Source organism: Cellulosimicrobium sp. 4261, assembly GCF_040546915.1.
GTDB classification, from domain to species: Bacteria; Actinomycetota; Actinomycetes; order Actinomycetales; family Cellulomonadaceae; genus Cellulosimicrobium; species Cellulosimicrobium cinnabarinum.
This window is the reverse complement of the sequence record NZ_JBEPOQ010000003.1, coordinates 344586-370413: the sequence shown is the minus strand read 5'-3', so window position 1 is coordinate 370413 and position 25828 is coordinate 344586. Positions and strand designations below refer to the sequence as shown.

Sequence of the window (25828 nt, the reverse complement as noted above, 5' to 3'; positions counted from 1 at the left end):
CGGGGCGGCCCCGTTCCGTGTAGTCGTGCCCGACGGCGCAGCGTCCGTCCGCGCGGCACCTCGCCTCGCGGTGCGGCGCGGGCCGGGGCAGACGGCGGTGCTGGCCTCATCCAGGTGCGGCGGCCACGACCCGTCCGGGTTCGCGGCGATCGCGCGTCCGCACGTCGGGCACCCCCGGCGAGCGGACGACGCGGGCGCGGGCGTGCTGGACCCCGGCGACACGTGCGGCACCGTCATAGCCCTGCCATCTCGGCCGTCTCGCGCACCCGGAGCTTCCCCGACATGAGTTGCGGCAGCAGCGTGTCCCGGGTCGCGGCGAGGGTCACGTTCTCGGCCTGAGCAGCGAGTGAGCGAGCACCGAGGGCGTCGACCTGTGCGAGCAACGACGGCTCGAGTCGGCGCGGGTCGGGTACGAGCGTCGCGAGCATCTCGGCCGGCTTCACGCGCTGGTGGCTGCCCGACGTGCCGGCAACCATCCCCTCGAGCGCGGCCCCGAAGCGCGGTTGCGACGTCAGCGCCCACAGCACCGTGGTCGAGCACGCCGTCGGGACGAGGACGACGAACTCCGTCGACGCCAGAGCGGGCTCCTCGGGAAGATGCGGGAGGTTCCAGACGCGAGGGAACCGCGGGTTCAGTTTCGAGACGAGGACCGACGGTTCGGAGACAAGGAACTTGTTGCTCTTGATCGACTCAGGTGCGACGACCTCGGGGCCGGTTCCAATGTCAAAGGCGGGCAGGCTGTAGTGCGCAACGCGGGGCACCGGCATCACCTCGGGATTGACCGTCAGTCGCGAGTGAACCGCGATCTCGCTCACCGGCACGTTCGGCTCACCCAGCGCGAGAAGACTCCGAGCGAGGCCGTGGGCGGTAACGGCAAGTCGGGTGTTGGCCGCGATCTTGTCGTCGAGCGCACCGAGAACCTCAGCGATCGCGTGCTGACGACGAAGACTAGGCAGCGGAATCTCAATGGCCTCGATTTGCGCCTTTGTCAGCGCCTTCCGCGTTGCTCCGCCCGAGGCAATAGTGAGCAGTTCCGCGCGAACTCCGGGCGCTACCAGAAAACCCTGGAGAAACCTTGGGACGACCGATCCGTTGCTGCGCAAGATTGCAACATGCTGGCTTACTCGCGCAGGAAGGACATCGTCCGGCACGAGGCAACACCTCAGCACGGAGTCACCCGTGATATTGAGCAACACGTCCCCTGATTGCACCTCGACACCCTTGAGCTGGTCCGCAGCGTCGTCGTTAATGCGCACCAAACCGGTCTCGTCGAATCGGTTGTCGTGAACGTTCTGGCTGCGGATGAACGCAATGCCTAAGTCCTGATACACCGTGGACCCACCTCGCGGCGTCGCGCCGCTACCGATCTTGCTGCAGAGCTCCGCCAGTCGGACCAAGGGGATCGTCGACTCGACCTCAGCCATCGATCCGGCCCAGCTGCTCGCGGACGACCTGCTCCAGCCGTGCAGATTCCTCGAACTGCCCGAAGAGGTCCTTGGTGAGCCTCGCGATCTTCTCCTCGACGGGCTCGCGGTCGCCCTCGACCTCGGCGGCGCCGACGTAGCGACCGGGCGTCAGGGCGTAGCCGGCGTCCTTGATCTCGGCGAGCGTCGCGGAGTAGGCGAAGCCGGGGACGTCCTCGTAGGTGAGCCCGGCGTCGACGGCGGACTTCGTCCCGCGCCAGGCGTGGAACGTGCCGGCGATGGTGGCGATGTCGTCGTCGGACAGCGCACGCTCGGCGCGGTCGACCATGTGGCCGAGGTTCCGCGCGTCGAGGAAGAGCACCTGCCCGGTGCGGTCGACGGACCCGCGCGAGCCCGCTGTCTTGTCCTTGGCGAAGAACCACACGCACACGGGAATCCCGGTCGAGCGGAAGAGCTGCGTGGGCAGCGCGACCATGCAGGAGACGAGGTCGGCCTCGACGAGCTGGGCGCGAATCTCGCCCTCGCCCCCCGAGTTGGACGACATGGACCCGTTGGCCATGACCACACCGGCGGACCCGCCGGGCGCGAGCTTGGACAGGATGTGCTGGATCCAGCCGTAGTTGGCGTTCCCCGCGGGCGGGACGCCGTAGCGCCAGCGGGCGTCGTCGGTGGCCCGTGCCCAGTCCTTAATGTTGAAGGGTGGGTTGGCCATGACGTAGTCCATCTGCACGTCGGGGTGCAGGTCGCGCGCGAACGTGTCCCCCCAGCGCGAGCCGAGCTGGCCGGTGAGGCCGTGCACGGCGAGGTTCATCTTGGCCATGCGCCAGGTGCGCTCGTTGAGCTCCTGCCCGTACACGGAGATCGCCTGCGGGTCGGCGCCGTGCCGCTCGAGGAACTTCTCGGCCTGGACGAACATGCCACCGGACCCGCACGCCGGGTCGTACACGCGGCCCGCGTACGGCTCGAGCATCTCGACGAGCACGCGCACCACGCCGGGGGGCGTGTAGAACTCGCCGCCGCGCTTGCCCTCGGCGGCGGCGAACTTCGCGAGGAAATACTCGTACACCTCGCCGAGCACGTCGCGGGCCCGGATCGCGCCGACGCCGGTGAACCGCGCCGAGCTGAACAGGTCCACGAGCTCGCCGAGGCGACGCTGGTCCACGCTGTTCGAGTTGAAGATCGTCGGGAGCGTCGCGGCGAGCGCCGGGTTCGACCCCATGATGTGCACCATCGCGTCGTCGACGAGCTCGCCGATCGTCGCACCGGGCTCCTCGGGCGTGGCCGCCCGCCCCTTGGCGTGCCGCGCGAGGTAGGCCCAGCGCGAGCGCGTCGGGACCCAGAACACGCCCGCACCGCGGTACTCGTCCTGGTCCTCCAGCAGCGGCTGCGCGTCCTCCTCGCTCAGGCCGTCCGCGACGCACTCGGCGAGGATCGCGCCGCGCCGCTCCTCGAACGCGTCGGAGACGTACTTGAGGAACACGAGCCCCAGGACCACGTCCTTGTACTGGCTCGCGTCCATGGAGCCGCGGAGCTTGTCCGCGGCCTTCCACAGCGTGTCCTTGAGCTCCTTCATGGTGGTCGCCGTGCTCGGCGTGGCCACCGCCTGCTTCGTCCTCGGGGGCACTTCTGCTCGCTTCCTCGAATGGTCCTCGTGAACAGCCCTGCTCACGAGCCGGGCTCATCCTTGCGCATGCGTACGACACCGGTCGTGACGCCGTCGACCAGCACCCGTTCCAGCTCCTCGAGCCGCGCCAGCTCGGCACGGGCCGCGGCGCGGCGTGCACGCACCCGCGCGAGCGCCGCGACGACGTCGTCCGCCTGGTCCACCGGGACGAGCCGCACGTCCCAGGACCGCCAGCGGGTCCCCCGGGCCTGCGCCGCGACGTCACGCGCGAGCACCTCGGGCACGAGCAGCACCCCGGGACCGACGGCGCCCGGCCGCTCCCCCGGACCGCGCGCCCGCAGGCGCAGCACCCGGGCAGGGAAGGCGACCACGGAGAAGCCCGCGGTGTCGACGATCGCGGCGGGGCGCGGCGTCGTGCAGAACACGACGTCGCCCGGCTCGGTGAGACGTCCCGCCGGATAGCGGGCGGCGAACCCGAGCCGGTCGACGACACGCGCCCCGATCTCCAGGTCACCGAGCAGCTCGGGCACGCCGAGGACGCGCGACTCACCCGCCGGGTCGTCGCCGGGCGCGCGCACGTCGGCGTCGTCGAGCCGGTTGCCCGGCACACGGCGCACGACACCGCCCTCGACGACGCTGCCCAGCCGCACCCGGCTCGCCGGCTCGGCGTCGCCGCGCTCGACCTTGACGCCGAGCGCGGGCCGCGAGTCGCCGTCGATGCCGTCGACGAGCTCGGTCGCGCGCGACACCGCGGCACCGCCGTCGTCGCGCGCGACCGGCTCGACCGGGCGGGCGACCTCTACCACGCTCCCCTGTGCGGCGAGCAGCTCACGGGTGTGCACGAACCGGGAGTACCGGAAGGTGTGCCGCGCGACGTCGTCCGACGTGCCGAGCGCCGCGACGACGTCGGTCACGAGGTCCTCGACCACCCCACCGGGGAACGCACCCCGAACGGGCGAGACCCCCGAGAGGTCGGCCACGGTCATCCAGCGGTCCGCGATGTCGAGGTCCGGGTCGGGGTCGCCGCCCCGGACAACCCAGAGCGCGAGGCGCTCGCGTGAGCGCTCCACGAGGAGGCCAGCGGGCAGGAGCACCGCCGCGCGCAGGCGGTTCGGTCGCAGCATGGCCGAGCGCACCGACTCCGCCTCGGGCGACGACGATCCGTCGATCAGCGCGCTGGCCGGCCCGATCACGAGCGCGTACTGACCGTCGGCGAGGCCGAGCACGAGGTCGTCGACGAGGTCGAGGACGGCGACGTCGTCCAGCGCACCGGAGCCGACCGGCGGGACCTGGGTCACCACGAGCGGGAGCTCGTGAGACCCGGGAGTACCGGAAACGGACTCGGCCTCCAACGGCCGCACCGACCAGCCGTGCGCGCCGAGCCGGCGGCGGACGAGGCGGTGGGCGTCGCCCGTCGGCACGTGGGCCGTCGGGGACTCGACGACCTCGCCGCGGCCGAGGACGGCTGCCAGGAGGTCCCCGCAGCCCGGGTACGGGTCGGCGACGGCGCGCTCCACCGTCACGCCCGACGCCGCGTGGTCGCCCCCGACGGCGCCCGCCAGGTCCGCGACGAGCGCGAGCGCGGCGGGCGCGAGCGCCGACCGGGAGAGCTCGTCACGACCCGCGCGGAACCGGTCGGCGAGCAGTGCCTCCACCGCGGCCCCGGCCGTGTACGCCGACCCGGCGGCAAGGTCCGCGAGCGCCGTGAACCGGTCGAGGTGATCCCCGAGCGCCTCGACCTCCGCGTAGAGGGCGTCGTCGTCCGGGTCGAGCTCGTCCGCCAGGTCGAGGACGTCGTCCGCGTCGAGGGACGCGAGGGGCTCGGACACGTAGGCCTTGAGTCGCAGGAGCGCGGTGAGCCCGGCGAAGGCGACGTCGCGGTCCGGGCCGGACGCGTCGTCGAGCACGGCCCGCAGCGCGACGTCCGCGCGGAACGCGCGGTTGTTGCCGAGGCCGCTCGCCTCGACCCAGTCCGCCACGTCCGACGCGCGGAACAGCAGCGCCTCGGAGCGCGACCGTCCCGGGACGGTGACCGCCCGTCGCACCGGCGCGGGGAACGGCGTGACGCCCGTGGCGTGGCGCCGGCGCCAGACCGACACCACCGGACGTCGGACGTGGGCGAGCTCGGCGACGTCGGCGAGCGTGAGGCGCAGGTCCGCGAGCAGCGGCGACGGCGCGGGGATCGCAGGAGAAACAGTCACGGTGCGCACCTCCCCAGGTCGTGTTCGTCGTCGAGGTCCCGACACTATCGGGATCCGGGGACGATGGACGCAATGGCGCGATAAGGCCTCTTATCGCTCTTTGTATCGCCATGCCGGGTGCAGATCGAGAACGCTCCTCCATGACCGGTCACCGCGGCCGGCGCAGGGCGAAGGAGCTCGCATGACCCCGATCAGCCACGTGAGGTGCCGGTGCGGGTCCGTGTACCCCCTCCACGAGGGACGCGGCCTGTGCCCGCACTGCGTGTGCCTCACCCCGCCCGGCGACCGAGCCGCGGCCGAGCCGGACGCCGACGAGGACTGAGCTCCGACACCCCGGTCTCGCTGCACCCAGCATCGCATCGCATCGCATCGCATCGCATCGCATCGCATCGCATCGCATCGCAAGGAGGCCACCATGCCGTTCATCCGCTCCGTCCGGGTCGCGCACCCGGGCACCACCAACGAGCACGTCGTCGAGGTCCGCTACTCGACCACCACGACCGGACCGCTCCGCGCCGGGACCCGGGAGGCCGTGCACGCCGCCATCCGCCGCGGCGAGCGCTTCCGCACGTTCGACGAGCGCACGCACAACCAGGCCGACGTCGTCGCCCGCGTGAGCCCGCGCGGGACCCGCTACATCACGTCCGTCGCGAACGGACGCGAGACCGACAACCTCCTGCATCTCCCCCGCCACTGAGCGCGCCCCGACCCACCGACGCCATGCCGAACCGAAGGAGCACCATGTCCCCGTACAGCCAGCCCCTGTCCGTGCCCCCGCTGCGCGGCGTCCGCGCCGTCGCAGCGGCCCTCTCGCTCGTCGGGTCGCTCACCGCGTGCGGTCTCGCGGCGCCGGTCGCCCCGGAGGTGACCCCGACCGCGTCGTCGACCTCGGCCGAGCCGACCGGCGCCGAACCCACCCTGACCGGCACGTACCAGGAGGGCTACGACCTCGGGTACGAGCACGGGTCGACGACGGGCGCGCGCGCGGGTGCCGACTTCCTCGCCGAGCGGACCGAGGAGTTCAACGACGGCTACGAGGCCGGCTACTCCACCGGCAAGGACGAAGCCGAGGCTGCGAACCAGAACCCCGTGACGTCGTTCGGCACGCCCATGGAGTGGGAGGACGGTCTCACGCTCACCGTCACCAACGACGGCTACTTCACCCCGAGCGAGTGGGCGGCCGTCGGGGACTTCCCCACCTACCTCAGCTTCACGTTCACCGTCACCAACGGGACGGCCACCACCTGGTCCTCGTCCGGGTACACCCAGGTCACGAGCGGGGGTACCGCAGGCGACGAGGTGTTCGACTCCGGCCAGGGCTACGGCGGCGCACCCACGGCCCCGGTCCTCCCGGGGCAGTCGATCACCTGGAAGCAGGGGTTCGGAGTCACGGACCCGGCCGACCTCACCATGAACGTCTCGCTCGACTGGGACCACGTCGACGTCGTCTACACGACGGTCGAGGACGCCTGGACTTTCTAGGGACCCGCGAGGGCGTCGAGCGCCTGCCACTCGTCGTCGGCGAGCAGGCGCGACCGGATGATGAAGCGCACGCCCTCGGGCGCCTCGACGCTGAACCCCGCGCCGCGACCGGGCACGACGTCGATCGTCAGGTGGGTGTGCTTCCAGTACTCGAACTGTGCGCGGCTCATCCAGACGGGCACGACGAACCGGCCCGCCGCGCCGTCCGCCCCGGCGGGGCCGTCCGCGCCGGCGCCGTCCGTGGGACCGGGCGCGTCGACGACGAGGTCACCGAGGTGCACGTCGGCGTCGCCGAGCAGGAAGTCGCCCTGCGGGTAGCACATGGGCGACGACCCGTCGCAGCACCCGCCGGACTGGTGGAACATGAGCTCGCCGTGGACCGTCCGCAGCCGCGCGAGCAGCGCCGCGGCGTCGTCGGTGAGCGCGACGCGCGCGGGCATCGCGCCCACCGGGCGGACCGAGGAAACGTCGTCGACCACGAAACTCTCCAAGTGTCGGCCGACCAGGCGATCCCGGCGCCGCGAGCAGGTGGTCGTGGTCCGTCCGGACGGCCGGACGAGCCAAGACCACCTGCTCGGCGGCCGGGGGGAGCCGAGCCCGTGGTCGGTGGGGCGGGCAGGGCGGGTGGGGTTGGTCTAGAAGAAGCCCAGCTTCTGGGCCGAGTAGGAGACGAGGAGGTTCTTCGTCTGCTGGTAGTGGTCGAGCATCATCTTGTGGTTCTCGCGCCCGACGCCGGAGCCCTTGTACCCGCCGAACGCGGCGGCGGCGGGGTACGCGTGGTAGCAGTTCGTCCACACGCGCCCGGCCTCGATGGTGCGGCCCGCGCGGTAGGCGGTGTTCCCCGACCGCGACCAGACGCCGGCGCCGAGCCCGTAGAGGGTGTCGTTGGCGATGGTCATGGCGTCGTCGAAGTCGGAGAAGTCGGTGACCGCGACGACGGGCCCGAAGATCTCCTCCTGGAAGATCCGCATCGAGTTCTTGCCCTCGAAGATCGTGGGCGTCACGTAGTACCCGCCCGCGAGGTCGCCGCCGAGCTCGGCGCGCGACCCGCCGGTGAGGACCTTCGCACCCTCGGCCTTGCCGATCTCGATGTACGACAGGATCTTCTCGAGCTGGTCGTTCGACGCCTGCGCGCCGATCATCGTCTCGGTGTCGAGCGGGTTGCCCTGCTTGACGGCCTGGGTCCGGGCGACCGCGTCGCCGAGGAACGTGTCGTAGATCGACGACTGGATGAGGGCGCGCGACGGGCACGTGCACACCTCGCCCTGGTTGAGGGCGAACATCGTGAACCCCTCGAGAGCCTTGTCGTAGAAGTCGTCGCGAGCGTCCGCGACGTCGGAGAAGAAGATGTTCGGCGACTTGCCGCCGAGCTCGAGCGTGACCGGGATGATGTTCTGGCTCGCGTACTGCATGATCAGGCGGCCGGTCGTCGTCTCGCCCGTGAACGCGATCTTGCGGATGCGCGGGCTGGACGCGAGCGGCTTGCCCGCCTCGACGCCGAACCCGTTGACGACGTTCACCACCCCGGGCGGCAGCAGGTCCCCGACGATGTCCATCAGGAAGAGGATCGACGCGGGGGTCTGCTCGGCCGGCTTGAGCACGACGCAGTTGCCCGCCGCGAGCGCCGGGGCGAGCTTCCACACGGCCATGAGGATCGGGAAGTTCCACGGGATGATCTGGCCGACGACGCCGAGCGGCTCGTGGAAGTGGTACGCGATGGTGTCCTCGTCGATCTCCGAGATCGACCCCTCCTGCGCGCGGATCGCGCCCGCGAAGTAGCGGAAGTGGTCGATCGCGAGCGGGATGTCGGCGGCGAGGGTCTCGCGGACGGGCTTGCCGTTCTCCCACGACTCGGCGACGGCGATCCGCTCGAGGTTCTCCTCCATGCGGTCGGCGATCTTGTTGAGGATGTTGGCGCGCTCGGTCGCGCTCGTGCGGCCCCACGACCGGGCGGCGCCGTGCGCGGCGTCGAGCGCGCGCTCGATGTCGTCGGCGGTGCCGCGCGCGACCTCAGTGAACGTCCGGCCGGTCACCGGGCTGGGGTTCTCGAAGTACTGCCCGCCGGCCGGCGCGACGTACTCGCCGCCGATCCAGTGGTCGTACCGGGCCTTGTACTCGGCGATCGCCCCGTCCGTGCCGGGGGCTGCGTAGACCGTCATCGTCTGCCTCCTCGCAGTGCTGACTCGCAGTGCTGGTCCTCGCCGCGCTCCTGGGGAGGTCGCCGTCGGGCGGGGAGCGTCCGACGGCGGTGCGCGGCCCGGCGCCTCGTCGCGCCGTGCGGCCGACGGTAGGCACCGCAGGGTTGCAGGACCGTTGCAGCGGGCGGATTGCCGGACCTCAGGCGAGCTCGTCGTCGAGCAGGTCGAGGTGGGCGCGGGCGCGGACCCACAGCGGGCTGCCGTGGTCGGCGACGCGCTGCAGCCGCGTCCACGCGGCGTGGTCCTCGGCACCGTCGTCGGTGCGCGTCCACGCGTCGAGCACGTCGGCGCCGCCCGCGGCCACGACGGCGGTGCGCAGCTCGGCCGCGAGCTCGGCGCGCAGGTGCTCGACGGCGGGCGCGCCGGAGCGCGGCAGGAGCGGCGCGCGGTAGGCGGCGACGGCGCCGCGGACGTCGCCCGCCCCGAGGTGGTCCCGCACGACGTCGGCGTCGGTCCGCAGGGGTCGTGCGAGCCGGTAGGGGCGCGACCCCGCGAGGAGCGCGCCCGCGACGCGCCGCAGGCGCGACACCTCGGCGCGGACGGTCACGTCGGAGAGCTCGCCGGGGTGCAGCAGGACGGCGAGCTCGTCGGCGGACAGCCCGCGGGGGTGCGTCGCGAGGAGCACGAGGATCTCGGCGTGGCGCAGCGACAGGCGGTGGTCGAGGCCGTCGGGCGACCGCAGCACGGGCGCCGTCCCGAGCACGAGCAGCTCGGGCGCGCCGTCGCGGGGCGGTCCTGGGACCCGGCCGGGTCCGTCGTCGGGTCCCGTCGTCGCGGCGCGCTGGGCGAGCTCGCGCTCGAGGCTCAGCACGGTCGCGCGCACGAGCGAGAGCACGACGCCCGACGCGGCGGACTGGCGCCCGGTGACGTCGAGGACCCCGAGGACGCGCCCGGTCGCGGGGTCGTGGACGGGCACGGCCGTGCAGCTGAACGCCTGCACGGGCCGGGAGAAGTGCTCGGCGCCGAGCACCTGGACGGGACTGCGCGTCGCGAGCGCCGTCCCGGGCGCGTTCGTGCCGACGCGTTCCTCGCGCCACACCGACCCCTCGACGAACCCGACGCGGTCGACGGCGTCGCGCAGCGCCCGGTCGCCCTCGACCCACAGGAGGCGGCCGGCGTCGTCGGACACCGCGACGACGAGGCCGTCGTCGGCGGCGGCGTCGACGACGAGCTCGCGCACGACGGGCATGACGCCGGCGAGCGGGTGCGCCTCGCGGTACGCGACGAGGTCGTCGTGGGCGAGGCCCGAGTCGGTGCGGGGCGCCTCCGGGTCGACGCCGCTGTGCACGGACCGGCGCCACGAGTCGGCGACGAGCGGGTGGACGCCGCGCGGGAGGATGCCGTGGTCGAGGAACGAGCGGTAGGCGGCGCGGACGGAGCGCGGGTCGCGGCGCGCGTCGGGGCGGCGCGGGTGCTCCTCGGAGCGGGGCGGCGGTGCTGGAGTGCGCGGCACGGGACCTCCACGTCGTCGTGCGGTGCTGGGGCCAGTGTAGGTCGCACGGGGGGCCGCGCGAGCGGGCGTCAGCCGGTCCCGGGCGGCGTGTGACCGGCGACCTCGCGCGCGACGCGGCGCAGCGCGCCGAGGACGGCGGTGGTCGCGGCGGTGGGCGCCGCCCCGCGCCGCACGGCCGCGTACACCGGGCGCGTGCGGGGCACGCGGAGCGGGCGGGCGTCGACGGCGTACCGCGGGTCGACGGCGAGGCCCGGCAGCAGCGCGACGGACAGCCCGGCCTCGACGTGCGCGAGCAGCAGCTCGTAGCTGGGCAACCGGGCGACGACGCGCGGCTCGAAGCCGGCCTCGCGGCACGCGCTCTCGACGAGCGTGGACAGGTAGCGCCCGGGCAGGTCGGCGGCCCACCGCGCGTCGGCGAGGTGCGCGAGGTCGGCCGGCTCACCGGGGGCCCGGTCACCACGCGGCGTGACGAGCACGACGGGGTCCTCGAGCAGCGGGACGGTCGCGACGTCGGGCCCCGCGAGCAGCGCGCCGTCGAGCAGGTCGGCGGTCACCGCGACGTCGACGTCCGCCCGCCGGAGCGCGGGCCCGCTCTCGCGCGGGTCCAGCTCGTCGACCTCGACCTCCACGCGCGGGTGCTCGACGGCGAGCCGCGCCGCGAGCGGGATGACGAGCGCGCGCACAGCGCTCGAGAACGCGGCGACGCGCACGACCCCGGCGGGCTCGCCGTCGGGGTGGGCGAGCTCGGCCTCGGCGAGCGCCATCTGGTCGAGGATGACGCGCGCGTGCCGGGCGAGCGTGCGGCCCGCGGGCGTGAGGCGGACGCGTCGGCCCGTGCGCTCCAGGAGGCGTGCGCCGGTCTCGGCCTCGAGCGCGGCGAGCTGCGCGGAGACGGCGGACGGGCTCAGGTGGAGCGAGGCCCCGACGGCACGCACGGTCCCCAGGCTCTCGAGCCGGGCGAGGATCTGCAGCCGGGCGGCGTTGAGCACGCACGCGCCTCCCCTCCCTGTGCTGGTTCTCCGCACAGACTGTACGCAGACTCGTGCTGTACGCGCACAAGGATGCGTCCCTACGCTCCGAGGATGACTCTCTCGCCCTCCCCCGCGCCCGCCCGCCCGTCCGCCCCCGGCGCGGGCCCGGCTGCGGCCGCCGCGGACGACGCCGCGCGCTTCTGGGCCGACGCCGACCGCCACCTCGTGCGGTACGGCGGCCCGTTCACACCGGAGATCGTCGAGAGCGCGTCGGGCAGCTTCGTCACGACGGCGGACGGGCGCCGGGTCCTCGACTTCACGTCCGGGCAGATGAGCGCGATCCTCGGGCACAGCCACCCCGCGATCGTCGAGACGGTGCGCCGCCAGGTCGGGACGCTCGACCACCTCTTCTCCGGGATGCTGTCGCGCCCGGTCGTCGACCTCGCGCGCCGGCTCGCGGGGACGCTGCCCGACCCGCTCGAGAAGGTGCTCCTGCTGACGACCGGCGCCGAGTCGAACGAGGCCGCGATCCGGATGGCGAAGCTCGTCACGGGACGGCACGAGGTCGTCTCGCTCGCCGGGTCGTGGCACGGCATGACGCACGCCGCGGCCGCCGCGACGTACAGCGCGGGCCGCCGCGGCTACGGCCCGACGGCGCCCGGCAACCTCGTCGTCCCGGTGCCCAACGCGTACCGGCCCGACCACGTCGCGCCCGACGGCACGCACGACTGGCGCCGTCAGCTCGACCTCGCGTTCGACCTCGTCGACGTGCAGTCGACGGGCAGCCTCGCGGCGTGCCTCGTCGAGCCGATCCTCAGCTCGGGCGGGATCGTCGAGCTCCCGCCCGGCTACCTCGCCGCGCTGCGCGACAAGTGCCACGAGCGGGGGATGCTCCTGATCCTCGACGAGGCGCAGACGGCGCTGTGCCGCACCGGCTCCTGGTACGCGTTCGAGGGGCGCGACGGCGAGGAGCCCGTGGTCCCCGACATCCTCACCCTCTCCAAGACCCTCGGCGCCGGGCTCCCGCTCGCTGCGGTCGTCACGAGCGCCGAGATCGAGGCGCGCGCGCACGAGCGCGGCTTCCTCTTCTTCACGACGCACGTCTCCGACCCGCTCGTCGCGGCGGTCGGCTCCACGGTGCTCGACGTCCTGGAGGAAGGGCGGATGGACGCCCGCGCGCGTGTGCTCGGCGACCGCCTGCGCACCGGGCTGCTCGACCTCCAGGACCGCCACGCGACGATCGGCGACGTGCGCGGTCGCGGACTGCTCCAGGGCATCGAGCTCGTGCTGGACCGCGAGACGAAGGAGGGCGCCGACGCCCTCGGTGCCCTCGTGACCCGGCGGGCGCTCGAGCTCGGGCTCCACATGAACGTCGTGCAGCTCCGCGGCATGGGCGGCGTGTTCCGCATCGCCCCGCCGCTCACCGTGAGCGAGGAGGAGCTCGACCTCGGCCTCGAGCTGCTCGACCAGGCGCTCGGCGACGCGACGCGCGAGCTCCTGGGCTGACGGCCCCTCACCCGGGCGGGTCGGCCACCCGTCGCGCGCCGACGGCGAGCACCCCGTCGCGCACGACCGTCACCGGGCCGAGCGCGGGGACGTCGAGCGACGCGCGGACGCCGTCGAGGACGCGGCCGTCGGCGCCGTCGGGCGTCTGATGGACGAGCCAGAGCGCTCCGCCCGGGGCGAGCAGCGCGGCGAGGGCGCTCGCCTCGGCGTGGGCCACGCGCGTCCAGAAGACGTTGACGTCCACCGCGAACGCGACGTCGAACGGGCCGCCGGGGACGTCCGGACCGCCGGTCGCCGCGAGCTCCCCGCGCCGCACGACGAGGCGGCCGTCGTCGACAGCGACCCGGTTGCGCGCGGTCGTGCGGGCGACCGCCGTGGCGGACCGGTCGAGCGCGACGTACCGCACGCCGGGGTGGGTGGCGAGCACGAGCTCGGCGGCCGCCCCGGGGCCGGGTCCGATCTCGAGCACGGCCTCGTCGCCGCGGAGGTCGAGCAGCGCCACGGCCCGCCGCACGCGCTCCGGGACGGTGGCGGTCACACGTCCAGTGTGGCCACCCGAGCGGGCGGCCGCAGCGTGCGTTTACACCGTCTCAGCATGCGTCGCGAGCCTTCCGTGATGCGGACGGCAGACCTAGCCTGACGAGCGAACGCCCACCACGCGCCCGGAGGACACGATGCCCGCACCGCTCGACACCAGCGAGAAGATCACGCAGTACGCCCACCCCGACCGCCTCGTGAGCACCGACTGGCTCGCCGAGCACCTGGGCGAGCCGGGCGTCGTCGTCGTCGAGTCCGACGAGGACGTGCTGCTCTACGAGACCGGGCACATCCCCGGCGCGGTGAAGATCGACTGGCACACCGACCTCAACGACCCCGACACGCGTGACTACATCGACGGCAAGGGCTTCGCCCAGCTCCTCGGCGGCAAGGGCATCGCGCGCGACACGACGATCGTCGTCTACGGCGACAAGAACAACTGGTGGGCGGCCTACGCGGCGTGGGTCTTCACGCTGTTCGGCCACGAGGACGTCCGCCTGCTCGACGGCGGCCGCGGCAAGTGGATCGCCGAGGGCCGCGAGGTCACGACGGACGTCCCCGAGCCGGTCGCGGTCGAGTACCCGGTCGTCGAGCGCGACGACGTGACGATCCGCGCGTTCAAGGAGGACGTCCTCGCGCACATCGGCAACGGGCCGCTCGTCGACATCCGCTCTCCGCAGGAGTACACCGGCGAGCGCCTCCACATCCCCGACTACCCGGAGGAGGGCGTGCTGCGCGGCGGGCACATCCCGACGGCGCGCAACGTCCCGTGGGCGACGGCGGTCGCCGAGGACGGCACCTACAAGTCGCGCGAGCAGCTCGAGGCGATCTACCAGGAGGGCGGCCTCGGCCTCGCGACGGACGACGAGGTCGTCACCTACTGCCGCATCGGCGAGCGGTCGAGCCACACGTGGTTCGCGCTCACGTACCTGCTCGGCTTCGACAAGGTCCGCAACTACGACGGCTCGTGGACCGAGTGGGGCAACGCGGTGCGCGTGCCGATCGTCAAGGGCGAGGAGCCCGGCGAGGCCCCGGCGTCGCTCAGCTGACCCGCGCCCCGCGCGAGCGTGCCCGACGGCGCGCGGCCCGTCCCCCGGGACGGACCGCGCGCCGTCGGCGTGCCGCGGGCATACGTCACGTCCGCGGAGCGTTCCGCACGGTGGGACTGCCGTCCCGCCGCCCCGGCCCCGATGCGAGGATCGCCACCATGAGCTCCCCCTCCGACGCTTCGCCCGACCTGCCCGCGACGCTCGCGGAGATCCGCGAGGACTTCCTCGCGATGCCGGAGCGCGAGCGCCTCCAGCTGCTGCTCGAGTTCGCGAACGAGCTGCCCGACCTCCCCGAGCGCTACGCGAGCGCGCCCGGTCTGCTGGAGCGGATCGAGGAGTGCCAGTCTCCGGTGCGGGCCTTCGCGGAGGTCGACGACGCAGGCGTCGTGCACTTCTACGCGACCGCACCCGCCGAGGCCCCGACGACGCGCGGCTTCGCGTCGATCCTCGCGCAGGGCCTCTCGGGCCTGACGGTGCAGGAGGTGCTCGACGTGCCCGACGACTTCCCGATGTCGATCGGCCTGACGCGCGCGGTGAGCCCGCTGCGCATCGGCGGCATGAACGGCATGCTCACGCGCGCCAAGCGCCAGGTCCGCGAGCAGGTAGCGGCCCGCTCCTGACGGGAGGTCCCGCACGGATCGCCGAGCATGCGGTTGCCGCCCGCCCGGCCGCCACGACGGGACGTATCCGCATGGTCGGCCTCAGTCGCTCCGGTGACGTCAGGCGCGTCAGTCTCGGAGGGCCAGGCGTCTCGCCAGGACGGCGCAGACGACGAGCTGGAGCTGGTGGAAGACGATCACCGGAACCGCCACGACGCCGGCGACCGCGACGGGGAACAGCACGCTCGCCATGGGCAGGCCCGTCGCGAGCGACTTCTTCGACCCGCACATGAGGAGCGCGACCCGGTCCTCGGTCGAGAGCCCCAGCGCCGCGCCGCCCCACCACGTGGCCGCGAGCATGACGGCGAGGACGAGCGCGCTGACGACGAGCAGCGCGACGATCGACCACCCGGACACGCTCGACCACACGCCCGCCGACGACGCCGCCGCGACCGCCCCGAACACCACGACGAGGATCGTGCCGCGGTCGACGCCGAGCGTGAGCCAGCGCCGCGCGCGGACCCAGTCCCCCGCCCACGGCTGGAGGAGCTGCCCGACGACGAACGGCAGCAGCAGCTGGAGCAGCACGGTGCGCAGGCCACCGAGCCCGCCCGTGGGGCCGTCGGCTCCCCCGCCGGTCCCCGTCATGAGCCACAGCACGAGCAGCGGGGTGATCACCATGCCCGCGACGTTCGACACCGTCGCGCCGCAGATCGCCCCAGCGACGTTGCCGCGGGCGACCGACGTGAACGCCACGGACGACTGCACGGTCGACGGCAGCAGCGACAGGTAGAGCATGCCGGCCGCGAGCGGCGCCCCGACGAGCGGCTCGATCGCCCACGCGGTGACGAGCCCGAGCACCGGGAAGACGACGTACGTCGCGGCGAGGATCCCGCCCTGCAGGCGCCAGTTGCGCAGCCCGGCCCAGACCTCCCGCGTGGACAGGCGCATGCCGTAGACGAGGAAGAGGACGGTGACCGCGACGTCCGCGGCGGCGTCGACCACGCGCTGCGTGCCCGGCCCCACGGGCACGACGAGCCCGAGCACGAGCACCACGAGCAGCGTCACGACGAAGGGGTCGACCCACCTGCTCAGGACTGCGCGCACGGGGACCGAGCCTAGCCCGGGCGCGCGGCCCCGACGGCACCCGCCCGGCGGGCGCCCTCGACCCCGGCCCGGAGCGCCGACCCGAGGCCGCGCCGACCGGTCAGAACAGCGTGTAGCCGCCGTCGACCGTGACGACCGCACCGGTCATGAAGCTCGACGCCGCGCTCGCGAGGAACACGACGGGCGGCCCGATCTCCTCCGGCTCCGCCCAGCGCTGCATCGCGGCGGGCGCGACGCAGTCGTCGTGGTACTCCGGCCGGTCCACGGGCGACGCCTCGGTGCGCACGTACCCGGGCGCCACCGCGTTCACGCGGATGCCGTGCGGCGCCCACTCGGCGGCGAGGCCCTTGGTGAGCTGGTGCACCGCCGCCTTGGACGCGAGGTACGCGGGCTGCCAGCGGGGCCGGTTGACGATCGACGCGGACATCGAGCCGACGTTGACGATCGTCCCCGGCCGGCCCTGCGCGACGAGCTCCCGGGCGACGGCGCGCGAGCAGTACCAGACGCCGTCGAGGTTGGTCGCGAGCGTGCGGTGCCAGACGTCGTCACCGATCTCGAGGGCCGCGCCGCCGATCGACACGCCCGCGTTGTTGACGAGCAGGTCGACCGTGCCGAGGTCGACGGCGGCGCGCGCGACGACGTCGTCCACCTGCTCGCGGTCGGTGACGTCGAGCACGTAGCCGCGGGCGTCGGTCCCTGCGTCCCGGAGAGCGGCGGCGGCCTCGTCGGCCGCCGCCGCGGTCGTCGCCGTGACCGCGACGCGGGCCCCCGCCTCGCCGAGCGCGCGGGCGACGGCGCGCCCGATGCCGCGGCTGCCGCCGGTGAGCAGGGCCGTGCGGCCGACGAGCGAGAACGAGTCGAGGACGGTCACGCGGGACAGTCGACCACGGGGCGCGTCAGAAGTCGAAGAGGTCCTCGAGCCACGACTCCTTCTTCTTGCGCTTGCGGTAGCGGGGGTCGTAGCGGTCGCGGCCGTCGTACCGGCGGTCCCGGTCGTCGCGGTACCGGTCGTCGCGGGGACGCTCGTCATAGCGGTCGTCGCGGTAGCGGTCGTCGCGGTAGCGGTCACGGTCGTCGTCGCGGCGGTCGCCGTACCGCTCCCCGGAGCGCGGGGCGGGGCTGCCGTAGTCCGCGGCCGCGGCCGGCGGGTACGACGTCGGGGCCGGTGCGGCGGGTGCGGGCGGCACGGCGGCGGCCGGGCCCGCGGCCTCGGCGGCGATCTCGCCCTCCACCGAGCGGTCGATGATCTTGTCCAGCTCGCCGCGGTCGAGCCACACGCCGCGGCACGTGGGGCAGTAGTCGATCTCCACGCCCTTGCGCTCGGTCATGACGAGCACGGTCTGGTCGGTGGGGCACAGCATGTCTGCCTCCTCGCGAGATGGGCCGGGCGCGGTCGGCGCCCGCACCGGTACTGCGCAGTCCAACGCGGCTCCCGGGCGGGCGGTTCCCGGCGCGGCAGGTCGGGCCGGCGGGTCAGCCCGTACGACGCTCGCTCGCGAGGCGGTCGCGCAGCTCGTCGGCGAGGTGCACCTCGTCGTCGAGGGCGGCGAGCGCGTCGGCCACGCGCGGGAGGAAGTCGGCCCCGGCGCGGAACCACTCCACGCCCTCGAGGAAGCGCGCGGCGGCCGCGTCGTCGTGCAGGGCGAGCGCGAGGTCGGCACGCAGCACCAGGGCGCGGAACCGGACGCGCTCGGCGACGGTGCGGGTCCGCACCCCCTCGGCCGCGAAGGCCCGGTCCAGGACCTGGGCGGCACCGGCCGGGTCGCCCGCCGCGCGGAGGATGCGCGCGTGCTCCAGGGCTCGGCCGAGGTCGGGCGGTTCCTGAGCGCCGCGGCGGGGCAGCCCGGGCACGAAGGCCCCACCAGCCACGCCGCACCTCCCGCCTCCCGCCGACAGCCCGCCCACACTAACCCTGGACGTGCGGCCCGGCACGGCGGGAGACGGGTGGCGGAGAGGTCAGCGCTGCACGCGCGCGCTGCCGCCCGACGCGAGCTTGCGGACCTCGGCGAGCGACGCCGTCGACGTGTCGCCGGGGGTCGTCATCGCGAGCGCCCCGTGCGCCGCGCCGTACTCGACGGCCTCCTGGATCGAGCCGAGCTCCATGAGCCCGTACGCGAGGCCCGACGCGAACGAGTCGCCGCCGCCCACGCGGTCGAGGATCTCCAGGCCGGGGCGGTGCGTCGCCTCCGCGAAGCCCTGCACGCGCGACCACGCGATCGCGCCCCAGTCGTTGACCGTCGCGGTCCGCACGCCGCGCAGCGTCGTCGCGACGACCTGGAAGTTCGGGTACTCCTCGGCCGCGCGCGTGATCATCGCTCGGAACGCGGACGTGTCGAGGTCGGTGAGGTTCTCGTCGACGCCCTCGACCGCGAACCCGAGCGACGCGGTGAAGTCCTCCTCGTTGCCGATCATCACGTCGACGTACCGCGCGAGGCGGCGGTTCACCTCCTGCGCGCGCTCGACGCCGCCGATGCCCTTCCAGAGCGAGGGGCGGTAGTTGAGGTCGTAGGAGACGACCGTGCCGTGGCGGCGGGCGGCGGCCATGGCCGCCTCGGCGACGTCCGCGGAGGACTCCGACAGCGCGGCGAAGATGCCGCCGGTGTGGAACCACCGCACGCCGCGGCCGAACACGTCGTCCCAGTCGACGTCGTCGGGCCGGAGCTGGGCGATCGCGGTGTTGCCGCGGTCGGAGACGCCGACCGCGCCGCGCACCCCGAACCCGCGCTCGGTGAAGTTGAGCCCGTTGCGCACCGTGCGGCCGATGCCGTCGTCCTCGCGCCACCGGACCCAGCGCGTGTCGAGCCCACCCGTGAGCATGAGGTCCTCGACGAGGCGCCCGACCTCGTTGTCCGCGAGCGCGGTGACGATCGCGCCGCGCAGGCCGAACGCCCGGCGCAGGCCACGCGCGACGTTGTACTCGCCGCCGCCCTCCCACACGTCGAAGCTGCGGGCCGTCTTGATGCGGCGCTCCCCCGGGTCGAGGCGCAGCATGACCTCGCCGAGCGCGACGACGTCGTAGGCGCAGTCGGCCGCGGGGCGGACGGCGAGCGGGGCCCGGGCGGTGAGGGTGTCGGTCATGGTCAGGCTCCTTCGGCGGGGTGGGGGGCGGACGCGGCGAGCGCGACGGCCTCGCGCGTGCGGCGCGTGATCTCGGCGGTGTCGCCCGCGCGCACGAGCGCGGCGTCGACCATCCAGGAGCCGCCGGCGGCGAGCACGGCGGGCAGGGCGAGGTAGTCGAGCAGGTTGGCGGCGCTCACGCCGCCCGTCGGCACGAACCGCAGGCCGGGGAACGGCGCGGAGAACGCCTTGACGGCGGCGGGCCCGCCGACGACGTTCGCGGGGAACAGCTTGACGACGTCGAGGCCGAGGTCGAGCGCGGCGATGACGTCCGACGGCGTCGCGACACCCGGGACGACGGGCACGCCGAGCTCCTGCGCGCGGCGCACGACGCCGGCGGAGAGCCCGGGCGAGACGAGGAACCGCGCTCCGGCGTCGACCGCCTCGTCGACCTGCGCGGCCGTGACGACGGTGCCGGCGCCGACCAGCACGTCGGGCACGTCGCGCGCGATCGCCTCGATCGCCGCGCGCGCCCCGGCGGTGCGGAACGTGACCTCGGCGACGGGCAGGCCGCCGTCGCGCAGCGCGCTCGCGACGAGGACGCCCTGCACCGCGTCGTCGACGACGACGACCGGCACGACGCGGGCACGCGCGATCCCCTCCAGGGGTCCCAGGGGTGACATCCAGGCTCCGTTTCGCTATGGTGAACACCTGTTGTTCACTACGGAACGCACTCTAGGCGAAGGAGTCACGATGGCGGAAGCCGGACGTGCGCCGACGGGCACCCCGGGGGCGGCCGAGAGCCCGCTCGGCAGCGTCGACAAGGCGCTCGTCGCGCTCGAGGCGCTCGCCGCGGCCGGTCCCGGGGGCGTCGCGCTCGGGGATCTCGCGCGCTCGCTCGGGCTGCACAAGGCGTCCCTGCACCGCACGCTCGCGGCCCTGCGGTTCCGCGGGTACGCCGAGCAGGACGCGACGACCGGCGACTACCGCCTCGGCCCGGCGGCCACCGCGCTCGCGACGGTCTACCTCGGCGAGGAGAACCTCCCCGCGCTCCTGCACCCGGTGCTCGTCGCGGTGTGCCGCGCGACCGACGAGCTCGTGCACCTCGGTGCCCTCGCCGGCACCGAGATCGTCTACCTCGACAAGGTCGAGCCGGCGCGCGCCGTCCGCGTCTGGTCGGCCGTCGGTCGGCGCCGCCCGGCGGCGACCACCGCGCTCGGGCGCGCGCTGCTCTCCCAGCGGGCTCTCGACGACGGCGCGCTCGCCTGGTACGCCGCCGCCGCACCCGAGGACCACCCCGTGACGCCCGCCGCGCTGCGCGCGACGTGCGAGGCCACGCGCGCGACGGGGTTCGCCACGGAGACGGAGGAGAACGAGCCGGGCATCAGCTGCGTCGCCGTCCCGGTCCTGCGCGCCGGGCAGCCGGTCGCCGCCGTGAGCGTCACGGCGCCTGCCGAGCGGCTCGGCGCGCGGCGTCGGCGGGAGATCGAGGCGATCCTGCGCGAGGTCGTGCCGCCACTGCTGCCCCCGACCCTGGCGGTGCCCGACGCCGTGCTCCGCGGTCCCGGGGACGGCGCGACCCGCCGACCGGCGACGGACGCCGCGCTGTGAGAGAGTTCAACCGCAGCACGACGGAATGACGGAAGGGCCCGCGCGATGACCGTCCTCGTGGCGTACAACGACTCCCCGCAGGGCGAGACCGCATTCCGGGCGGCCGTCGCCGAGGCGGTCCACCGCTCGACCCCCCTGGCGGTCCTCGTGCTCACGCCGCAGGACGCCGACGCCGGTGTCCCCGCGAGCCTCGCGCACCTGCTCGACACGCTCCCCGCCCAGGTCGCGCGCCCCGAGGTCTCGTACCGCCCCGAGCACCGCGACCCGGCCGAGGCGATCATCGACGAGGCCGAGCGCACGACCCCCGACCTCGTCGTCGTGGGGGCGCGCAAGCGCTCGCCCGTCGGCAAGTTCCTGCTCGGCAGCACCACGCAGCGCGTCCTGCTGGACTCGCCCGTCCCCGTGCTCGTCGTCAAGGCGTCCCACTGACGGACGCCGCCGCGCGGCCGCCCGGTCGCCCGGACGGCCGCGCCGTCCGGCTCAGCCCTGCGCGACGGCGGTGCGCAGCCCGTCGACGAGCGGCGTCGTCGGGCGGCCCAGGAGCCGGCGCAGATCCTCGGTGACCTCGGCGAGCAGGCCGTCGCGGATGTTGCCGTCCAGCGCGACGACGAACCCGGCCGTCCCCTCGTCCAGGCCCGCGCCCAGCAGGAGCGCGCGGTGCTCGTCGGGCGACACGCGCCGGTAGACGACGGGGCGCCCGAGCACCTCGGCCGCCGCGGCGGCCAGGTCGTCGTACGTCCACGCGACGTCACCGCTCAGCTCGTACACGGCGCCCGCGTGCGCGGAAGCGTCCTCGTGCGCGGCGAGCGCGACGACGGCCGCCGCCTCGGCGAAGTCCGCGCGGCTCGCGCTCGCGACGCGGCCGTCGCCCACGCTCGCGACGATCTCGCCGGACTCGCGCGCGGCGAGCACGTCGCCGACGTAGTTCTCGGTGTACCAGTTGTTGCGCAGGACGGTCGTGGCGAGGCCCGAGGCGGCGAGGAGCTCCTCGGTCGCCTTGTGCTCGGGCGCGAGCACGAGCGCGGACGTCGTCGCGTGCGGGGCGCTCGTGTAGACCACGCGCGCGACCCCGGCGGCCCGCGCGGCGTCGACGACGTTGCGGTGCTGCTCGACGCGCTGCCCGACCTCGGACCCGGAGACGAGCACGAGGACGTCCACCCCGGCGAGCGCCGGGGTGAGCGTCTCCGGCTGCGCGTAGTCGGCCTCGCGGACCTCGACGCCACGGTCGGCGAGGTCCGCGACCTTGGCGGTCGTGCGCGCGAGCGCGACGACCTGGGACGCGTCGGCGCCGCGGGCGAGGAGGGACTCGACGACGAGGCGGCCGAGGTGGCCGCTGGCTCCGGTGACGGCGATGGACATGCGCGGGCTCCTTCGAGTGCGGGGCGCGGCCGGTCGACCGCACGACCACCAGCATGCGCTTACTTTTCGTAAGTGCAAACCGTGAGTAAGTGCGACCTATCTCACAGCACTTGCCGCACGCGGGCGCCGTATCCTGGGGCGATGACCACCGACGCCCGTCCCGTGGAGGACACCGGACCCACCGACGCGATGGTGGCCGACGTCTTCCAGCGCGGGTGCACCTCGCGCCACGTGCTCGAGGCCGTGACCGGGCGCTGGGGCGTGCTCACGGTCGCGGGCCTGCGCGACGGCGCGGTGCGCTTCAACGCGCTCCGCCGCCGCATCGACGGGGTCAGCGAGAAGATGCTCGCGCAGACCCTCCAGTCCCTCGAGCGCGACGGCATCGTCGTGCGCGAGGTGCGGGCGAGCATCCCGCCCCACGTCGAGTACTCCCTCACCGACCTCGGGCGCCGCGTCGCGGACAGCCTCTCGGGGCTCATCGACGTCCTCGAGGGCGCGGTCGACGAGGTGTCGGCGTCCCAGCGCGCGTACGACGCCCGCCGCGACTGACCGTTCACGTCTGCGAGCGCACGTACCACCAGACGAGCGCGGCGACCACGAGCAGGCCCGCCACGACGGCGAGCACGATCTTGCCGACGCTGTAGGGGCGTCGTCCGACCACCTGTCCCGTGTTCGCGTTGACCATGACCTGCCACTGCCTGCCCGCGTACACGTACGTCGCGATCCACAGCGGCAGGAGCACGAGCTTGAACATCACGTCGGCGTAGGCGGTGCGGACCGACCCCACGCGCTGCTCGTCGCCGCCGATGTCGCGCTCGACGTCCCGCCGGATGACGGGGGCCATCTTCTGCTGCGCCCGCTCGAGCCCGACGGGCGGCTCGACCTCGTAGCGCGCCGCCGCGAACCCGGCGAGGTACTCGGCGCGGAACGGCACGGCCTGCGCGAGCGGCCACGGTCCGAGCCGGGCGAGGTCGCGCTCGGCGACCTGGGACGACGCGGGCACGAGCACGTCGTCGAAGTCGCGCGCGACGTGCCCCGCGACGTGCGTCCAGCTCACGCGCCGCTCCTGGCGCTCCTGGTCCCCCTGCTTCACGGTGACGTAGTACGCGTCGCCGCGCTGGCCCGTGTACGCGGACGACGTGCGCGCGTCGAACGTCCAGTGCGGCACGTACGAGCCGTGCAGCGACTCGGTGTCCCCCACCTTCTTCAGCTCGCCCGGCGCGAACCAGCGCGAGCGGACCCATCGCCGGAACGCCTCGCGCGCCTGCGCCTGCTCGACGCCGAACGGCACGACCGCTTCCGGCTGCACGAGCCCGTCCGCCTCGGCCGCCACGACGAGGTGGCCTCCGCAGAAGCGGCACGCGACGGACAGGTCCGTGCCCTGCGTCGTCGCGCCGCAGCCGTCGCACACGAGGGTGCGGGCGTCGAGGAGCCCGGCGCGCACGCCCCCCTGGGCCGCGGCCCACGCGTCGAAGGAGTGCTCGTCGACCGCATCCCCCGGCGCGTGCACGATGTCGACCGTGCCGCCGCACGCGACGCAGCGCAGGTGCTGCGTGCCCGGCGCGTACGCGAGCTGCGACCCGCACGCGTCGCAGCGCGTGCGGACCAGCCCGCCCTGGGTGTCGCTCACGGTCAGCCCGCCGCCGGGTCGCTGGAGGTGCCGGTCGGGGTGCCCGTCGGCGGCAGCGGCGGCGGGGTCGCGGCGAACAGCGACGCGAGCGCCGGGACCTGCCCGGCGGGCGTCCAGGCGTCCATGCCCTGCTGCCAGACGAGCGACCCGCGGGTCAGGGCCCCGGACCGGACGTGACCCGCGAGGTCCGCCGTCGTGCCGGGACCCGCCTGCGCGCCGTCCACGGCCCAGTACCAGGGCGACTCCGCGGCGGGCAGCGGCGGCGGCCCGGCGGGCGCCGCCGGGGCCTGCGGGGCCGACGGCGTCCCGAGCGACTGCGCGAGCTGCTGCCCCATGGCGGCGCCGAGGCCCATCCCTGCGCCGAGGCCCAGGCCGTCGCCCGCCCCGCCGGGGTTCCCCGCCGCGGTCTCGATCGCGTTCGCCGCCTGGAACCTCGTGTACTGGTCGAGGTTCCCGACGACGGCCATCTGGGTCCGCTTGTCGAGCGCCGCCTCGACCTCGGGCGGGAAGGAGACGTTCTCGAGGACGAAGCGCCGGACGGCGATGCCGTACTCCGAGAGGTCCTCCGAGAGCTGGCCCGCGAGGCGCGTGGCGATCTGGCCCTGGTTCGCGGCGAGGTCGACCGCCGCGACGCCGGCCTCCGCGAGCGCCGGCCCGAGCTGGCCGACCACGAGGCGGCGGAAGTAGTCGCCGATCTCGTCGGTGCGGAACTGCGGGTCGGTGCCCACGAGCTGGCGCAGCAGCGCCGCCGGGTCCACGACCTGCAGCGCGTACGTGCCGAACGCGCGCAGCCGCACCGCGCCGAGCTCCGGGTCGCGCAGGATCACCGGGTTCTGCGTGCCCCACGTGAGGTCGGTGAGCTGGCGCGTCGTGACGAAGTAGACCTCCGCCTTGAACGGTGAGCTGAACCCGTGCTTCCAGCCCTGCAGCGTCGACAGGATCGGCAGGTTCTTGGTCTCGAGCGTGTACGTGCCTGGCCCGAACACGTCGGCGAGCCGGCCCTCGCTCACGAAGACGGCGCTCTGCCCCTCGCGCACGACGAGCTTCGCCTGGTTCTTGATCTCGTTGCCCTGGCGCGGGAAGCGCCAGACGATCGTGTCCCGGCTCTCGTCGAGGAACTCGACGATGTCGATCAGCTGGCCGCGCAGCTTCTCCATGAAGCTCATCCGGACTCCTTCGCTCGTCGTGCGGGACGGTCGTCGACGAGCAGGTCCACGACCCGCCGCGTCGCCCCGGCGCGCCGAGCATAGCGGCATCCCCGTCTGCCGATGAAATGGCCAAGGACGGGTAAAACCCACTGGTGGCCACGACGCGCGTGCGGCGCGGCGACCTATCCTGGCCGGGTGCCCACCTCGCCGCCGTCGGGCCCGCCGACGCCTGCCGCGCCCGCCGTCGCGGTCCTGCTCGCCGCCGGCGCGGGGTCGCGCCTGGGCCGCGGCCCCAAGGCGCTGCTCCCCCACCGCGGCGGGACGCTCGTCGAGCACGCGACGAGGACCCTGCTCGCGGGCGGGTGCGACGCCGTCGTCGTGGTGCTCGGCGCCGGGGCGGCCGGTGCCCGGGCCGGGTCGTCGCTCGACGGCCCCGGGGTGCACGTCGTCGAGAACCCCGACTGGGCCACCGGGATGGCCTCGTCCCTGCGCGTCGGCGTCGCCGCCGCTCTGGACCTGGTCCCCGCCCGGGTCGTCGTCGCGCACGTGGACCAACCCGGGGTCGGGCCCGACGACGTCGCGCGCCTCCTCGCCGCGCACCGCCCCGGGCGCGTGACCGCGTCGCGCTGGCTCGCCGCCGCCGAGGGCGCGGCAGGGGCGGGCCGTCCTCGCTGGGCGCACCCGCTCGTCCTCGACGCCGCGCTCGCGGGACCCGCCGCCGCGAGCGCCCGCGGCGACCACGGCGCCCGCGACTTCCTGCGCGCCCACGCCGACCTGGTCGACGTCGTCGACCACTCCGGCGACGGCCGCGACCTCGACACCGCGGCCGACCTCGACCTCCTCGACCCGCCGCCCCGCCCCCGCTGAGTGCG

Annotated in this window: 26 protein-coding genes; 9 read left to right on the top strand and 17 right to left on the bottom strand. The window is 74.4% G+C overall.

Annotated features, from left to right (window positions below; genetic code table 11):
• Window positions 1-233 precede the first annotated feature (233 nt).
• From ABIE39_RS06215 to ABIE39_RS06205, 3 genes are all read right to left on the bottom strand, one after another.
• Window positions 234-1424: a restriction endonuclease subunit S gene (locus ABIE39_RS06215; protein WP_354050860.1), complete on the bottom strand. Its 1191-nt coding sequence runs from the start codon at window positions 1422-1424 to the stop codon at window positions 234-236.
• Window positions 1417-2997, bottom strand: coding sequence for a class I SAM-dependent DNA methyltransferase (locus tag ABIE39_RS06210; RefSeq protein WP_502914837.1), 1581 nt, complete (start codon window positions 2995-2997; stop codon window positions 1417-1419). The genes ABIE39_RS06215 and ABIE39_RS06210 overlap by 8 nt, the downstream gene beginning before the upstream one ends.
• Window positions 2998-3089: 92 nt before the next feature.
• Window positions 3090-5249 (bottom strand): hypothetical protein, encoded by a 2160-nt coding sequence (locus ABIE39_RS06205; RefSeq protein ID WP_354050856.1) that lies wholly within the window; start codon window positions 5247-5249, stop codon window positions 3090-3092.
• A gap of 415 nt (window positions 5250-5664) precedes the next feature.
• Between ABIE39_RS06205 and ABIE39_RS06200 the strand changes: the two genes are divergently transcribed.
• Together ABIE39_RS06200 and ABIE39_RS06195 are read left to right on the top strand one after the other, a co-directional pair.
• Window positions 5665-5946 carry a DUF3892 domain-containing protein gene (locus ABIE39_RS06200; protein WP_076405185.1) on the top strand — a complete coding sequence of 94 codons (282 nt, stop codon included), beginning with the start codon at window positions 5665-5667 and terminating at the stop codon, window positions 5944-5946.
• 44 nt (window positions 5947-5990) lie between these two features.
• Window positions 5991-6731, top strand: coding sequence for a FliH/SctL family protein (locus tag ABIE39_RS06195; RefSeq protein ID WP_354050854.1), 741 nt, complete (start codon window positions 5991-5993; stop codon window positions 6729-6731).
• Here ABIE39_RS06195 and ABIE39_RS06190 read toward each other — a convergent pair.
• The 4 genes from ABIE39_RS06190 to ABIE39_RS06175 all read right to left on the bottom strand — a co-directional run bounded on the left by ABIE39_RS06190 (window position 6728) and on the right by ABIE39_RS06175 (window position 11371).
• On the bottom strand, window positions 6728-7171 hold the full coding sequence (locus ABIE39_RS06190; protein ID WP_354050900.1) for a DUF779 domain-containing protein: 444 nt from the start codon (window positions 7169-7171) through the stop codon (window positions 6728-6730). The genes ABIE39_RS06195 and ABIE39_RS06190 overlap by 4 nt on opposite strands.
• A gap of 195 nt (window positions 7172-7366) precedes the next feature.
• Window positions 7367-8890 carry an aldehyde dehydrogenase gene (gene adh, locus ABIE39_RS06185; RefSeq protein WP_074809157.1) on the bottom strand — a complete coding sequence of 508 codons (1524 nt, stop codon included), beginning with the start codon at window positions 8888-8890 and terminating at the stop codon, window positions 7367-7369.
• Window positions 8891-9068: 178 nt separating this feature from the next.
• A complete protein-coding gene (locus ABIE39_RS06180) occupies window positions 9069-10382 on the bottom strand; it encodes a transcriptional regulator (protein ID WP_354050852.1) in 1314 nt (437 codons plus the stop codon).
• Window positions 10383-10450: 68 nt separating this feature from the next.
• Window positions 10451-11371, bottom strand: a complete 921-nt coding sequence (locus tag ABIE39_RS06175; protein ID WP_086148833.1) for a LysR family transcriptional regulator — start codon at window positions 11369-11371, stop codon at window positions 10451-10453.
• Window positions 11372-11464: 93 nt separating this feature from the next.
• Between ABIE39_RS06175 and ABIE39_RS06170 the strand changes: the two genes are divergently transcribed.
• Window positions 11465-12859, top strand: coding sequence for an aspartate aminotransferase family protein (locus tag ABIE39_RS06170; protein ID WP_354050850.1), 1395 nt, complete (start codon window positions 11465-11467; stop codon window positions 12857-12859).
• A gap of 7 nt (window positions 12860-12866) precedes the next feature.
• Here ABIE39_RS06170 and ABIE39_RS06165 read toward each other — a convergent pair whose 3' ends face one another.
• The gene (locus ABIE39_RS06165; RefSeq protein ID WP_175007967.1) at window positions 12867-13397 is read right to left on the bottom strand and encodes a methyltransferase; all 531 of its coding nucleotides are present in this window, start codon (window positions 13395-13397) and stop codon (window positions 12867-12869) included.
• Between the two features lie 136 nt (window positions 13398-13533).
• On the opposite strand from ABIE39_RS06165, the gene ABIE39_RS06160 reads away from it, so the two are divergent.
• Together ABIE39_RS06160 and ABIE39_RS06155 are read left to right on the top strand one after the other, a co-directional pair.
• Window positions 13534-14445 carry a rhodanese-like domain-containing protein gene (locus tag ABIE39_RS06160; RefSeq protein WP_175007966.1) on the top strand — a complete coding sequence of 304 codons (912 nt, stop codon included), beginning with the start codon at window positions 13534-13536 and terminating at the stop codon, window positions 14443-14445.
• Between the two features lie 158 nt (window positions 14446-14603).
• On the top strand, window positions 14604-15065 hold the full coding sequence (locus tag ABIE39_RS06155) for a SufE family protein (RefSeq protein ID WP_175007965.1): 462 nt from the start codon (window positions 14604-14606) through the stop codon (window positions 15063-15065).
• Between the two features lie 108 nt (window positions 15066-15173).
• On the opposite strand, the gene ABIE39_RS06150 is transcribed toward ABIE39_RS06155, so the two are convergent.
• From ABIE39_RS06150 to eda, 6 genes are all read right to left on the bottom strand, one after another.
• Window positions 15174-16151 (bottom strand): bile acid:sodium symporter family protein, encoded by a 978-nt coding sequence (locus ABIE39_RS06150; RefSeq protein ID WP_354050847.1) that lies wholly within the window; start codon window positions 16149-16151, stop codon window positions 15174-15176.
• A 100-nt stretch (window positions 16152-16251) separates the two neighbouring features.
• Entirely contained in the window at window positions 16252-17022 is a 771-nt protein-coding gene (locus ABIE39_RS06145) for an SDR family oxidoreductase (RefSeq protein ID WP_175007963.1), read from the bottom strand.
• Between the two features lie 25 nt (window positions 17023-17047).
• Window positions 17048-17512 (bottom strand): TFIIB-type zinc ribbon-containing protein, encoded by a 465-nt coding sequence (locus ABIE39_RS06140; RefSeq protein WP_354050845.1) that lies wholly within the window; start codon window positions 17510-17512, stop codon window positions 17048-17050.
• Window positions 17513-17624: 112 nt separating this feature from the next.
• Window positions 17625-18020, bottom strand: a complete 396-nt coding sequence (locus ABIE39_RS06135) for a DUF8817 family protein (protein WP_175007961.1) — start codon at window positions 18018-18020, stop codon at window positions 17625-17627.
• Between the two features lie 87 nt (window positions 18021-18107).
• Entirely contained in the window at window positions 18108-19229 is a 1122-nt protein-coding gene (locus tag ABIE39_RS06130; protein ID WP_175007960.1) for a PfkB family carbohydrate kinase, read from the bottom strand.
• 2 nt (window positions 19230-19231) lie between these two features.
• Entirely contained in the window at window positions 19232-19891 is a 660-nt protein-coding gene (gene eda / locus ABIE39_RS06125; protein WP_209827275.1) for a bifunctional 4-hydroxy-2-oxoglutarate aldolase/2-dehydro-3-deoxy-phosphogluconate aldolase, read from the bottom strand.
• 70 nt (window positions 19892-19961) lie between these two features.
• Here eda and ABIE39_RS06120 point away from each other — a divergent pair, with 70 nt between their 5' ends.
• Both ABIE39_RS06120 and ABIE39_RS06115 read left to right on the top strand, forming a co-directional pair.
• Window positions 19962-20819: an IclR family transcriptional regulator domain-containing protein gene (locus ABIE39_RS06120; RefSeq protein ID WP_175007958.1), complete on the top strand. Its 858-nt coding sequence runs from the start codon at window positions 19962-19964 to the stop codon at window positions 20817-20819.
• Window positions 20820-20864: 45 nt separating this feature from the next.
• Window positions 20865-21248, top strand: coding sequence for a universal stress protein (locus tag ABIE39_RS06115; RefSeq protein WP_074809141.1), 384 nt, complete (start codon window positions 20865-20867; stop codon window positions 21246-21248).
• 51 nt (window positions 21249-21299) lie between these two features.
• Here ABIE39_RS06115 and ABIE39_RS06110 read toward each other — a convergent pair whose 3' ends face one another.
• Window positions 21300-22178 carry an SDR family oxidoreductase gene (locus ABIE39_RS06110; RefSeq protein WP_354050842.1) on the bottom strand — a complete coding sequence of 293 codons (879 nt, stop codon included), beginning with the start codon at window positions 22176-22178 and terminating at the stop codon, window positions 21300-21302.
• A gap of 141 nt (window positions 22179-22319) precedes the next feature.
• On the opposite strand from ABIE39_RS06110, the gene ABIE39_RS06105 reads away from it, so the two are divergent.
• Window positions 22320-22727, top strand: coding sequence for a winged helix-turn-helix transcriptional regulator (locus tag ABIE39_RS06105; protein ID WP_074809138.1), 408 nt, complete (start codon window positions 22320-22322; stop codon window positions 22725-22727).
• 4 nt (window positions 22728-22731) lie between these two features.
• On the opposite strand, the gene ABIE39_RS06100 is transcribed toward ABIE39_RS06105, so the two are convergent.
• Window positions 22732-23808: a TFIIB-type zinc ribbon-containing protein gene (locus tag ABIE39_RS06100; protein WP_209827273.1), complete on the bottom strand. Its 1077-nt coding sequence runs from the start codon at window positions 23806-23808 to the stop codon at window positions 22732-22734.
• A gap of 2 nt (window positions 23809-23810) precedes the next feature.
• Window positions 23811-24974: an SPFH domain-containing protein gene (locus ABIE39_RS06095; protein ID WP_209827272.1), complete on the bottom strand. Its 1164-nt coding sequence runs from the start codon at window positions 24972-24974 to the stop codon at window positions 23811-23813.
• 177 nt (window positions 24975-25151) lie between these two features.
• On the opposite strand from ABIE39_RS06095, the gene ABIE39_RS06090 reads away from it, so the two are divergent.
• Complete coding sequence (locus tag ABIE39_RS06090) at window positions 25152-25823, top strand: nucleotidyltransferase family protein (RefSeq protein WP_354050840.1); 672 nt, start codon at window positions 25152-25154, stop codon at window positions 25821-25823.
• The last annotated feature ends 5 nt before the right edge of the window (window positions 25824-25828 follow it).